At 71.1% G+C, this 12,693-nt stretch carries 11 protein-coding genes; 8 read left to right on the plus strand and 3 right to left on the minus strand.

The genetic code is table 11. The features are described 5' to 3' along the window. The 3 genes from ACMA1D_RS28075 to ACMA1D_RS28085 all read left to right on the plus strand — a co-directional run. The coding region (locus ACMA1D_RS28075) for an RDD family protein (RefSeq protein ID WP_414726793.1) at positions 1-686 on the plus strand (686 nt) is incomplete at its 5' end. 113 nt (positions 687-799) lie between these two features. Further along, complete coding sequence (locus tag ACMA1D_RS28080; RefSeq protein WP_414726794.1) at positions 800-1,552, plus strand: RDD family protein; 753 nt, start codon at positions 800-802, stop codon at positions 1,550-1,552. A 260-nt stretch (positions 1,553-1,812) separates the two neighbouring features. Beyond that, on the plus strand, positions 1,813-2,298 hold the full coding sequence (locus ACMA1D_RS28085) for an RDD family protein (RefSeq protein WP_414726795.1): 486 nt from the start codon (positions 1,813-1,815) through the stop codon (positions 2,296-2,298). 131 nt (positions 2,299-2,429) lie between these two features. Here ACMA1D_RS28085 and ACMA1D_RS28090 read toward each other — a convergent pair whose 3' ends face one another. Continuing rightward, positions 2,430-2,708, minus strand: coding sequence for a hypothetical protein (locus tag ACMA1D_RS28090; RefSeq protein ID WP_414726796.1), 279 nt, complete (start codon positions 2,706-2,708; stop codon positions 2,430-2,432). 722 nt (positions 2,709-3,430) lie between these two features. On the opposite strand from ACMA1D_RS28090, the gene ACMA1D_RS28095 reads away from it, so the two are divergent. Continuing rightward, positions 3,431-5,818 (plus strand): immune inhibitor A domain-containing protein, encoded by a 2,388-nt coding sequence (locus ACMA1D_RS28095; protein WP_414726797.1) that lies wholly within the window; start codon positions 3,431-3,433, stop codon positions 5,816-5,818. Between the two features lie 328 nt (positions 5,819-6,146). After that, on the plus strand, positions 6,147-6,434 hold the full coding sequence (locus tag ACMA1D_RS28100; protein ID WP_349990016.1) for a hypothetical protein: 288 nt from the start codon (positions 6,147-6,149) through the stop codon (positions 6,432-6,434). Between the two features lie 142 nt (positions 6,435-6,576). Here the strand turns inward: ACMA1D_RS28100 and ACMA1D_RS28105 are convergent, their stop codons facing one another. Then, positions 6,577-7,170, minus strand: a complete 594-nt coding sequence (locus ACMA1D_RS28105; RefSeq protein WP_414726798.1) for an isochorismatase family protein — start codon at positions 7,168-7,170, stop codon at positions 6,577-6,579. Positions 7,171-7,663: 493 nt separating this feature from the next. Further along, on the minus strand, positions 7,664-9,037 hold the full coding sequence (locus tag ACMA1D_RS28110) for a nicotinate phosphoribosyltransferase (protein WP_414726827.1): 1,374 nt from the start codon (positions 9,035-9,037) through the stop codon (positions 7,664-7,666). A 217-nt stretch (positions 9,038-9,254) separates the two neighbouring features. On the opposite strand from ACMA1D_RS28110, the gene clpS reads away from it, so the two are divergent. From clpS to ACMA1D_RS28125, 3 genes are all read left to right on the plus strand, one after another. Next, positions 9,255-9,560 carry an ATP-dependent Clp protease adapter ClpS gene (clpS, locus tag ACMA1D_RS28115; protein ID WP_414726828.1) on the plus strand — a complete coding sequence of 102 codons (306 nt, stop codon included), beginning with the start codon at positions 9,255-9,257 and terminating at the stop codon, positions 9,558-9,560. Then, positions 9,560-10,150 carry a DUF2017 domain-containing protein gene (locus tag ACMA1D_RS28120; protein ID WP_414726799.1) on the plus strand — a complete coding sequence of 197 codons (591 nt, stop codon included), beginning with the start codon at positions 9,560-9,562 and terminating at the stop codon, positions 10,148-10,150. The genes clpS and ACMA1D_RS28120 overlap by 1 nt, the downstream gene beginning before the upstream one ends. Before the next feature lie 841 nt (positions 10,151-10,991). Continuing rightward, entirely contained in the window at positions 10,992-12,644 is a 1,653-nt protein-coding gene (locus ACMA1D_RS28125; RefSeq protein WP_414726800.1) for an amino acid permease, read from the plus strand. Positions 12,645-12,693: the final 49 nt, after the last annotated feature.

The following is a 12,693-nucleotide window of genomic DNA, read 5'->3' on the forward strand; positions in this document are numbered from 1 at the left end:
CCGCGGCCCAGCCCGGCGCGCCCGTCGGGCAGCCGGCGCCCGGGACGCCGGGCGCCGCCGGGCCGGGCGACTGGGCGCAGCGGGTCCACGACCTGGCCCAGCCGTCGGCCGCCGGCCCGCCGCCGGCCGGGATCGACGACCTGATCCCGTGGAAGCCGCCGGTGGACAACCCGTTCCTCAGCGCGGCGCAGGCCGAGGGCCGGCCGGCGGGGCTCGGCAGGCGGCTGGCCGCCCGGCTGATCGACACGGTGGTCCTCGGCGGGCTCGTCGGCGCGGTCGCCTTCCCGCTGTGGACCAAGGCGAAGGACCATGTCGACGAGAAGGTGGAGGCCGCCAAGCAGACCGGCGAGACCGTCACCGTCTACCTCCTGGACGGCACCACCGGCCTCTACCTGGGCCTGGTGGTGGCGGCCCTGCTGCTGCTCGGCGTGGTCTACGAGGCGCTGCCCACCGCCCGGTGGGGCCGCACCCTGGGCAAGCTCCTGTGCGGCGTACGCGTCCTGGACATCGAGGACCACGACCACCCGACCTTCCTCGCCGCGCTGCGCCGCTGGCTGGTGTACGGCCTGCTGGGACTGCTGGTGATCGGCGTGGTCAACGTGGTGTGGTGCCTCTTCGACCGTCCCTGGCGGCAGTGCTGGCACGACAAGGCGGCCCGTACGTTCGTGGCCTCGAAGCCGGGGTGACCGGGCGGTAGCGGCGCCGGCGGCCTCCGGTGGACGCCGGCACGGCTACCGCCAGGTCACCCGAACGGCGCCCGCCGGATGCGGCGGGGCGGGCCGCGGGTTCGACTCGGGCCATGAGCACCGACCAGCCACCGCCCGGCTCCGGCGAGCCCCCGCGCGAAGATCCGCTGCGCAAACCGCCGCAGCAGCCCCCGTCCGAGGGGCACCCCGGCACCGGACCACCGACCGGCGGCGGCCCGTACAACGGCTCGCCGGGCAGCGGCTCCCCGTACGGCGGCCCGCCCGGCGGCGCCCCCGGCGGTCCGTACGGCGACCAGCCCGGCGGCGGCTTCGGCGGGGGAGGCTTCGGTGGGCAGCCGCCGTACGGGGGCGACCCGTACGGCGGTGATCCCTACGGTGGCGCGGCCGATCCGCTCGCCGGGATGCCGCCGCTCGGCGGGCTCGGGCGGCGGCTGGTGGCGCGGATCGTGGACGCGCTCATCGTGGCGATCCCGGTCAGCGTGATCATGCTGCTGTCGTTCGGCGGCTACGACCCGACCGACCCGGACGACACGGCCAAGTCGTCGGCGACCTCGGTCGTCTTCGCCCTCATCTACTTCGTCTACGAGGGGCTGATGCTGACCAGCCGCGGCCAGACGGTCGGCAAGAAGCTGATGAAGCTTCGGGTGGCGATGCTCAGCGACGGCGCGAACCCGGTCGGCCAGCCGGGCTGGTACCGGGCCGGCACCTACGCGCTGCCGCAGATCGTGCCGTGCTGCGGCTTCGTCTTCTGGTTGGTCAACGTGCTGTGGTGCACCTGGGACCGGCCCTACCGGCAGTGCCTGCACGACAAGGCGGGCAAGACCGTGGTCGTCTCGACCGAGTAGCGCCCGCTGCTGCCTGTCCGTCAACAGCCACCCGTCGCCCGGCACCCGCCCGCCCCGCCCCGTCGCGCGCCTGCGTGCCGGTACCGGCACCCGGAGTGATATCGGACGGTTCGTCCGGCGGCGTAGATTTCCGATGGGTAACGACCTCATGGGTATTGCCGGGCCCGATCTGGGCGCCCGCCGCGCGCGCTGATGTAATCGGGGGCATGAGCGCCAACCAGCCGCCGCCCCCGTACGGGGCACCGCACTCTCCGTACCCCATGACGCAGCCCCCCGGCATCCCGGCCGGGATGGCTCCGCTGGCCACCGCAGGCCAGCGGTTCTTGGCCCGGCTGTTGGACACGCTGATCCTCGGCGTCATCTGGACGCTCGCGCTCACGGCCACCGGTGCGCTGAAGTCCGCGATGGACGACCCGAAGGACCCGGACGTCGCCAAGTCGGCCCTCAGCGCGGTCATCACCTTCATCGTCTACTTCGCGTACGAGGGGTTCATGCTCGCCCGCGACGGCCAGACGCTCGGCAAGAAGGCCGCCCGCATCCGGGTGGCGATGCTGGCCGACGGCGACGTCCCGGGCGCCAAGGGCTGGACCAGGGCCGCGGTGTACGCGCTGCCCGGCGTCGCCCAGCCGATCGCGATCGGGCCGCTGTTCTGGCTGCTCAACTCGTTGTGGCTGCTCTGGGACAAGCCCTTCCACCAGTGCCTGCACGACCGGGCGGCCAAGACGGTGGTCGTCGAGGCGCGCTGACCGCCGGGGTGGCCCGGCGACGGCCGAGCCCCAACCCGCACGCGCGGGACCCCGCCCCACACGGCAGAGGCCGGCCCGGGATCGCCCGGGCCGGCCGCTGCCGTGTGGGGATGCGGCAGCGATGGCGTGCGCTAGCTGCGCAGGGTGTGCTCGCCGGACCTGGGCTCGGGGCGGGGCAGCGGGAGCGGGGCGACCGGCGAGGGCCGGCCCGGCTCGTCCTCCGCCGTCGCCGTCGCGGTCCGGTGCATGGGCACGGTCATGGCCACGAGCAGGCCGACCGCGAGGCCGGCCACCGCGATGACCGCCACCCCGGGGCCCGAACGCACCTCGGAGAGCAGCAGCATGGCGAGGGTCGACAGGATGACGGCCACCGAACCGTAGCCGAACTGTGCCGGGGTCGGACGCGGCATGGGAGTAATCCGTCCTCAGGAAGACGACAGGGAAGCGCGGAGAACCGTGGGGGGCTTCGGGGGGTCTCGGAAGGACTGGGGGAGGGCCCGAAGGGCTCGGGCGAGGTCGGCGGAGCCCAGGAGAAACGCAGCGGACGCAGCCGAACGCAGCAGCACCCTACGGATCTCTGGGCAAGGCATCACGGAGTGGTAGCGGCAAAAATCCTACGGTCCTGGATGCCCCGGGGCGGCGCCCGGTAAGCGTGACTTGACGCACGGTGCCGGTGCGCAAGAGGCGCACGGAATCATTCACGCCATCAATACCCGTAGGGCGTGCGCCTGTTGACAGTTCCATAAGGCGCGTGCCGGTCACGCGGTGGGGTGCCGGGGCGCTGGGGTGCCGGCCGCAGCTCGGGGCTGGTCTCGGGGGCACGGCCACGCCCGCATCGCGCGTGCCCCGTGCCCGTACCCCGTACCCCGTGCCGTGCCCCGTACGACTCCCCTCCGTGGCGGCCGTTGTCGGGCTCGCCGGCCTGCCGCCGGTCCGGCGGGTCCCGAACGGGCCGTAACCCACGCAGCTTTCGCTTTCGCTGGCGTTCACCTTGCCGCGTGCGAAAAGCAGAAAAAGTACTCGGCTGGCGTGTTCAAGTCAAGATCTGTCTTTTCTTCATTCACTCCGGTCAAATAGCGACACTCATCTTGACTGGGGAGGCAGTGCACAGGTGAAGAGACAACGGAGGGCGATGAGACCCATCGCCATAGCCACGGTGATCGGCGCGCTCGGTGCGGGCGCGCTGACCGTGGGAGCGGCTCAGGCCAGTGACCGCAACGGCGCTCCTGGTACGGCGGCCGAGACGCAGGTGAACGACCCGGCGGCGCCGGCCAAGCGCGTCGACCACGATCTGGCGGGCCCGTTCAGCAAGCAGCAGGAAGCACAGCGCGAGGACGCGCTGCGGCAGGTCATCTCCGGCGAGGCCAAGGCCGAACGCCGCGGTGGCTCGCAGGTCGTCAAGCTCGGCCGGGGCAAGTACGTGGAGCTCGGCCGCGAGAAGACCGACAAGATCTTTACGATTCTGGTCGAGTTCGGCACCAAGGTGGACAACGAGTCCACCTACGACCCGGACGGCCCGGACGGCCCCAAGCCCCCCGTCAAGAAGTACGGCGGCGACCCGGGCCCCGCGCACAACGAGATAGCCAAGCCGGACCGCAAGAACGACAACAGCACGGCCTGGCAGTCGGATTACAACCGCAAGCACTTCGAGGACCTGTACTTCTCGACGGCGAAGAACAAGGAATCGCTGAAGAAGTACTACGAGAGGCAGTCCTCGGGCCGCTACTCGGTCGAGGGCGAGGTCTCCGACTGGGTCAAGGTCGACTACAACGAGGCCCGCTACGGCTCCAACTACTGCGGCAGCAGCAACTGTTCCAACGCCTGGGACCTGATCCGCGACGGCGTGACCCGGTGGGCCGAGGACCAGAAGGCGGCCGGCCGCACCGACGCCCAGATCAAGGCGGACCTGTCCAAGTACGACCAGTGGGACCGGTACGACTTCGACGGCGACGGCAACTTCAACGAGCCCGACGGCTACATCGACCACTTCCAGATCGTGCACGCCGGTGAGGACGAGTCGGCCGGCGGCGGCGTCCAGGGCACCGACGCGCTGTGGGCGCACCGCTGGTACGCGTACGGCACGGACAACGGCAAGACCGGCCCGGCGGACAACAAGGCCGGTGGCGCGCAGATCGGCAACTCCGGCATCTGGGTCGGCGACTACACGATGCAGCCGGAGAACGGCGGCCTCGGCGTCTTCGCCCACGAGTACGGGCACGACCTCGGCCTGCCGGACGAGTACGACACCACCAACCAGGGCGAATCCTCCGTCGCCTTCTGGTCGTTGATGTCGGCCGGCTCCTGGCTCGGCACCGGCAAGGACTCCATCGGTGACCTGCCCGGCGACATGAACGCCTGGGACAAGCTGAAGCTGGGCTGGCTCAACTACGCCCAGGCCAAGGCCGCCACGCGGTCCACCCACAAGCTGGGCGTCGCCGAGTACAACACCCGCGACAAGCAGGCGCTCGTGGTCGAGCTGCCCTCCAAGACCAGCACCACCAAGGTCGTCACGCCCGCCGCCGGCAGCAAGCAGTGGTGGAGCGGCATGGGCAACGACCTCAAGAACACGCTGTCGCGCCCGGTCGACCTGACGGGCAAGTCCAAGGCGTCCCTCGACCTCCAGGGCTGGTGGGACATCGAGGAGAACTACGACTACCTGTACGCCGAGGTCTCCACGGACGGCACCAACTGGACGCCCGTGGACGGCACCGCCGACGGCAAGCAGATCCCGCGCGACGGCGGCGACAAGCCGGCGCTGACCGGCGTCTCGAAGACGTACAAGAAGCTCTCCTTCTCGCTGGACGCCTACGCGGGCAAGAAGATCGACGTGCGCTTCCGCTACCAGACCGACGGCGGCGCCGCCCAACTCGGCTTCACGGCCGACGAGATCAGCGTCACCGCCGACGGCAAGCCGCTCTTCACGGACGGCGCCGAGGGCGACGACAACGGCTGGACGAGCAAGGGCTTCTCGCGCATCGGTGACTCGCTCACCAAGGAGTACCCGCAGTACTACATCGCGGAGAACCGCCAGTACGTCAGCTACGACAAGACCCTCAAGGTCGGCCCGTACAACTTCGGTTGGGCCACCTCGCGCCCGGGCTGGGTCGAGCACTACCCGTACCAGAACGGCCTGTTGATCTGGCTGTGGGACACCTCGCAGCCCGACAACAACGTGAGCGTGCACCCGGGCAAGGGCCAGATCCTGCCGATCGACGCCCACGCCAAGCCCGAGAAGTGGGCGGACGGCACCCTGATGCGCAACCGCTTCCAGGCGTACGACTCCACCTTCAGTCACTTCCGCACCGACGGCTACACCCTCCACAAGGACGGGAAGGCCGCGAAGGTCAAGTCGAAGCGCGGCGTGCCGGTCTTCGACGACCGCAAGGGCACCTACTGGTACGACACCAACCCGACCGGTGGCGTTCAGGTTCCTGACACCAACACCCGGATCAGCATCCTGCACGAGGCCTGGGACGGCTCGACGATGATCGTCCACGTCGGCCCCTCCGGCAAGAAGTGACATAGTCGCAGGTCAGAGCGGTATCGGCCGTCGCCCCTAGCGGGCGGCGGCCGATTCGCGTTTAGATGCCCCTACGAGTTTTCTTGCTGACACGACGTCTCAGGGGGCGATCGAGAGCATGGCAGGCGGTGGATTCACCAAGCTTCCGGGCGGCGATGTGGTCGTGGCGGTCTCGCTGCCCAGCCCGTTCGGCCAGGCGCCGGGCGCGGGGTCGGGCGGCACGCTGCGTCACGGAGCCGGCACACCGGGCGGCGGGGGTGGCGGCCGTCCCCTCGGGGTCGGTGTGGCCTCTGGGGGGCCTGTGGCGGCTGGGACAGAAAGCGCATTCATGCGCACCGGAGCGCTGAGCGGGGCCGCGGCGATGGGCCCGCGGGTGCGCATCCTGGTGCACGCGGCCAACCGGCAGCGCGCCCTGACCCGGCTCAGGAACCTGGGGCTGCGCGCCGTCTACCTGCGCGGCAACGCCGAACCCCCGACGCCGGACGAGGTCACGGCCGTCCTGCACCACCCCGACGGGCTGGTCTGGCGCGCCGCCCCGGACGACGACACCGAGTCCTGGCACCCCATCCGGGCCCTGCTGCGCACGGCCCTGCGCTCCCCGGCGGCCCCGGCCTGACCCGTACGCCATCGGGGCCGCAGCGGGGCCGGCGTGGGAGCGATCCCATGACGCGCTGGCCCGGGACCGGCACGGGCCGTGGTCGCCGGGGCTGCCGGGCGGGGGCCGGCGGGCGGATGGTGCTGGGCGGATGGTCCCGGCGTCAGGCCGAGCGGAGCACCGGGGTGCCGGTCAGGCGGATCGAGGCCGCCCGCATCTCCTTCAGGGCCCGCTCGGTGGTGTGCTCGGCGACGCCGGCGGTCAGGTCGAGCAGGACGTGCGTCTCCAGGCCGGCGCGCCGGGCGTCGATGGCCGTGGCCCGGACGCAGTGGTCGGTGGCGATGCCCACCAGGTCCACCTCGGTGACCTGGCGCTCGGCCAGCCAGCGGGCCAGCGGCGTGCCGTTCTCGTCGGCGCCCTCGAAGCCGCTGTACGCCGCCGAGTGGGCGCCCTTGTCGAAGACCGTGTCCAGCGAACCGGCCGCGACCGCCGGCGCGAAGTTCGGGTGGAAGCCGCTGCCCTCGGTGCCGGCCAGGCAGTGCACCGGCCAGGAGTGCTCGAAGTCGGGCTGGTCGGAGAAGTGGTCGCCGGGGTCTATGTGGTAGTCGCGGGTGGCGACGATGTGCCGGTAGCCGGGACCTGCCTCGCCGATCAGGTCCGTGATGGCGGCGGCGACGTCGGCGCCGCCCTGGACGGCGAGGCTGCCGCCTTCGCAGAAGTCGTTCTGTACATCGATGACGATCAGTGCCCGGTACATGGCGCGTGCCTTCCGGAGGGGGACGGGGAGGAAACAGTGTGCACGTCGGTCCGGTGTCGGCGAGGGAGGACGCCGGGCGCGTCGCACGGGAGTACGGGTGCCGTGAGGCGGTCGGTGGGCGCGCCCCTGGTCTTCCCGGGTGCACCGCTCGTCACACGTGGGCGCGGCGCCCGTCCTCCGCACGAGCGGTTGTTCGCATAGCGGATACGGGGCCCGGCCAGCGGTATGGCACCTCCGGGGCCTCCGGCGCACAAGCCGGCGCTCGCGCCCCGTACCGCCCCCTGGCCGCCCCGTACGCGTGCCGCCCCAGGCGCACCCCCCGCCGCACCGTGCCAAGGCCCCGCGCGCGCGTCACGCGCGCATGGGGCCCCACGGGGCCTGGTGCGAGCCGTACGCGGGTTCCGCGCGGGGCCGCGCGCGAGGGCCGTGTGCACGACCCAAGCGCGGCCTCGCGCGGACCTCGCGCGGACCTCACGCGCGCCTCGCACGGCCCCTACACGTGCTCCGTCGGCAGCACCGGCTCGCCGCGCGAGAGCTGCGTCGCGGACAGCGGCAGGCCGGCGCGGGCCTCGATGTGCCGGTCGCGCACCGCGTCCAGCGGCTCGCGGCCGACGACCTCGCCGCCGCGGACCAGCTCCACCTGGAGCTGCCGGTCGGCGAGCTCCGGCGGCACCGGGCCCGAGCCGACCACCTCGGCCTCGGCCACGCCGTCGGCGTCCAGCCGGCGCGCGGCCCACTTGCGCCCGCCGATGGACGTCTTGCCGCCCATCGACTTCTTCGCGACCGGCACCAGCGGCGCCGCCGGGTCGTCCGAGCCGGCGCGGGCGACCAGCTTGTACACCATCGAACACGTGGGGTGGCCGCTGCCGGTGACCAACTGGGTGCCCACCCCGTACGCGTCCACCGGCGCCGCGGCCAGCGAGGCGATCGCGTACTCGTCCAGGTCGCTGGTCACCACGATCTTGGTCGCCGTCGCGCCCAGGTCGTCGAGCTGCTGGCGCACCCGGTGCGCGAGCAGCAGCAGGTCCCCGGAGTCGATCCGGACGGCGCCGAGGTCCGGGCCGGCGATCTCCACCGCGGTGCGCACCGCCTCGGCCACGTCGAAGGTGTCCACCAGCAGCGTGGTGCCGCTGCCCAGCGCGGCGACCTGCGCCGTGAACGCGTCCCGCTCGGTGTCGTGCAGCAGCGTGAAGGCGTGCGCGCTGGTGCCCACCGTCGGGATGTTGTAGCGGAACCCGGCGGCCAGGTCCGAGGTGGTCGAGAAGCCGCCGACGTACGCGGCGCGGGCCGCGGCGACCGCCGAGAGCTCGTGGGTGCGCCGGGCGCCCATCTCGATCAGCGGCCGGCCGCCGGCGGCGACGGCCATCCGGGAGGCGGCTGCGGCCACCGCCGAGTCGTGGTTGAGGATCGACAGGATCACCGTCTCCAACAGCACCGCCTCGCCGAAGCTGCCCTCGACGCGCATCACCGGCGAACCGGGGAAGTACACCTCGCCCTCGGGGTAGCCGTGGATGTCGCCGGAGAAGCGGTAGTCGGCCAGCCAGTCCAGCGTGGTGTCGTCCACGATCCGCTGGTCGGCGAGGAAGCCGAGGACGTCGCTGTCGAAGCGGAAGTTCTCCACGGCGTCCAGCACCCGCCCGGTGCCCGCGAGCACCCCGTACCTGCGGCCCTCGGGCAGCCGTCGGGTGAAGACCTCGAAGACCGAGCGGCGGCCCGCGGTGCCGCCGCGCAGCGCCGCCTGCAACATGGTGAACTCGTACCGGTCGGTGAAGAGCGCGGTCGACGGCACGGCGACCGGCAGCCCGAGGTCCGCGGCGTTCGGGGCGGTCGTGGCACGCCCCGCCGCGGGGGCGTCGTCGGTGTTCACGTCTTGGCCGGTGTTTCCGGCGGTCACGGCATTCCCAGCGTTCACGGGGGCGTACCTCGCATCTCGGTGGAGCGGTTGGCAGGGATGCTACCCCCGTTATTCGTCAGAGTGACGATTTCTAGGGCCGTTTGTGCGCCAGGCCACGCCGGGTGGCAGCATGGGGCAGGTGAGCGCCCAACCCCGTCCACCCGTCGCCGTACGCACCGTGCCGCATCCGGTGCTCAGCGTGGCCCCCACCGAGATCGAACGCCCCGAGCTGAGCGACGCACCGGTCGAGGTCCCCGAGCCGGACGTGCCGTGGGTGACCGTGGTCCACAACGACCCGGTGAACCTCATGAGTTACGTGACGTACGTCTTCCAGAGCTATTTCGGTTACCCCAAGGACAAGGCGCATCGGTTGATGTTGGACGTGCACCACAAGGGGCGGGCGATCGTCTCCAGCGGCAGTCGCGAGGAGATGGAGCGCGACGTGCAGGCCATGCACGGGTACGGCCTGTGGGCGACCCTCCAGCAGGACCGCTGATGGCCGGGCACTTCGAGGCGCTGCCCGGCGGCGGCGCGGCCGTGGCGCTGGACGAGGTCGAGGTCTCCATCCTGCGCAGCCTCGCCGTCCAGTTGCTCGAACTGATCGGGCCCGGCGAGGCCGCCGCCGACGAGGACCCGCTGGCCGCGCTCTTCGCCGAGGGGCCCAGCACCCCGCCGACCGATCCGGCGCTCGCCCGGCTCTTCCCCGACGCCTACGGCGGCCCCGGCGCGGTCGCCGACGAGCCGACGCGGGCCGCCGCCGCCGAGTTCCGCCGCTTCACGGAGAACGACCTGCGGGCCCGCAAGCGCGAGGACGCGCTGGCGATGGTGCGGAGCCTGGACGGGCTCGGCGCCGACGCCGCGGAAGGCGCCGTCCTTGAGCTGAATCCGGCCACCTCCCGGCAGTGGCTCGGCGCCCTGAACGACCTGCGGCTCGCGATCGGGGCCCGGCTTGAGGTCTCCGACGACGATGACGGTACGGGCGAGCTCTACCACCTGCCGGACTCCGACCCGCGCAAGCCGATGGTGATGGCGTACCTGTGGCTGGGCGGCATGCAGGAGTCGCTCATCGACACGCTGATGGCCTAGCGCGGCACCGGACGGCCGGCGGGGCGGGGGCCTTGAGCGGTCCCCGCCCCGCCGTGCGCCGCCCCCGCCCGCTGTTCCCCGCTCCCCGTACCCCGTCCGCCGCGCACCGCGCCCCGACGCCCGTACGGCCCCCGGCCCGGCCCGGGTCGCCCGGTCGCCGCACCCGACAGTGGCCCCGGCCCGTACGCGCCCCGCAGGGGCCAGCAGCCGGATTGCGGGGACGAATTCGCCCACTCCCGCGTTGTGCGGTCGAGTGCGCCTTTCGCCCGGTCGTCCCCGGGCCTCCCGTGAATGCGTTCCACGACTCCCGTGGAGCCGCTCCATTTGGCGGAATTATTGCCTCCAGCGCCGGATGTGGAGTGGCCGAAAGCGAGGGCCGGACCAAAGCGGCCGGCACTCCGGCCGATTCCCGGCTTGACCTTCACTGTCGGAAGGAAAGCTTCCGGCGGTGCGACGGCTTAGTCGTGACCGCTGTTCGAATCGGGAAGTTCGGCGTACGGGAGTCAGCCCGGCGAGCTGGGCGGCGGGTATGTCGGGATACGGCGGGATTTGCTGTTCGCTCAACGAAGGCTCAAATCCGCATAACGATCCCATTACCGCGCCGGTGGGTATCGAACACTGTCCTGCTTTTTGTCCTACTTTTCTCGTGACGCGAGTCGCACACGTATCTACTGATCAGGTCGTGGCTCATGGTAAATCTTCACGACCTGCCGTCCGCGACGCCACCCCTGTCGCGGCGGGAGCGCTGTGCCGGCCGACCGTCGGCGTGCAGGACTCCATCCGGGGGGATCGGGACCCGATCCGGACGATCCGGGTCGGTATGGAGAAAGGCGCACCACCTATGACCTCAGCGCAGGTCGACACGCGGAACGATGACGGTAGCGAGACCGCTGGGGTCACGGCCGACGAGGGTTACCAACGTGGTCTAGGGGCCCGGCAGATCCAAATGATCGCCATTGGTGGCGCCATCGGCACGGGGCTCTTCCTCGGCGCCGGAAAGGCCATCACCAAGGCGGGCCCCAGTCTGATACTGGCCTACGCCATCGCCGGCGTGGTCATCTTCTTCATCATGCGCGCACTGGGCGAACTCCTCATGTACCGCCCAGTGTCAGGAAGTTTCTCCGAGTACGCCCGAGAATTCCTCGGCCCGTATTTCGGGTTCGTCACCGGCTGGACCTACTGGATCTTCTGGGTCGTCACCGGCATGACGGAAGTCACCGCCGCAGCCAAGTACGTGCAGTACTGGCAGGAGGACATCCCGCAATGGGTGTCAGCCCTGGCCTTCACCATAGTGCTGTTCGGCGCCAACCTGATCTCCGTCAAGCTCTTCGGCGAGCTGGAGTTCTGGTTCTCCATGATCAAGGTCACCGCCATTCTCGGCATGATCCTGATCGGCTTCGGCGTCATCACCATAGGTTTCTCCGACGCCGGTGACACCGCCTCGTTCAGCCATCTCTGGTCGGACGGCGGCTTCTTCCCCAAGGGCATCGACGGCACGTTGATGACCCTTCAGATCGTGATGTTCGCCTTCTTGGCCGTCGAACTCGTCGGCGTCACGGCGGGCGAATCGGTCAACCCGCGGAAGACCCTGCCACGCGCGATCAACACGGTGCCGTGGCGCATCGCCGTCTTCTACCTCGGCGCCCTCATCATCATTCTCTCGGTGGTGAGCTGGACCGAATTCGTCCCGGACACCAGTCCGTTCGTGGCGGCCTTCGCCAAGATCGGACTGCCCGCCGGCGCGGGCATCGTGAACTTCGTGGTGCTCACCGCCGCGCTCTCCTCCTGTAACTCCGGCATGTACTCCACCGGCCGGATGCTGCGCGACCTGTCCCTGAACGGCCAGGGCCCGAAGTACTTCACCAAGCTCACCAAGAACGGCCTGCCGCTCTACGGCACCAGCGTCTCCGCCGCGCTGATGATGGTCGGCGTCTGGATCAACTACGAATGGCCGTCCAAGGCGTTCGACTACGTGGTCTCCTTCGCCACCATCTCCGGCATGTGGGCCTGGATCATGATCCTGATGTCCCAGCTCAAGTACCGGGCCAAGGCCAACCGGGGCGAACTGCCGCAGTCCGAGTTCCGGGCCCCCGGCGCCCCGTACACCAGCGTCTTCGCGCTCTGCTTCCTCTTCATGGTCATCGTGCTGATGGGCTTCGACGAGGACTCCCGGGTCTCGCTGTACGCGGCGCCGATCTGGGCCATCATCCTCACCGTCGGCTACTACGTGATCAAGCTGCGCAACCCGGAGGCGCTCGCGCGCAAGGACTACTCGATGGCCGCGGCCACGGCCGACTGGGGCGATGACGAGCCGGCCGCGCAGGCCACCGCGACGTCCGCGTCGACCGGGAAGGCCGCGGGCAAGTCGGCCGACGGCGGGACCGACGCCGCCGCGGACCCGGCGGCCACCGAGCCGACCGGCTCCACCGGCGACGGCCCCGCGGCTGACGGCGGCTCCGCGGCTGACGGCGGCGCGTCGAGCAGCAGCGGCTGACCGCACGCACACGCAGGTAGGCGCGTCAGACCGGGCCCGGCCCGTACCC

Origin of the sequence: Streptomyces sp. 796.1 (assembly GCF_047525675.1) — a bacterium.
GTDB lineage: Bacteria > Actinomycetota > Actinomycetes > Streptomycetales > Streptomycetaceae > Streptomyces.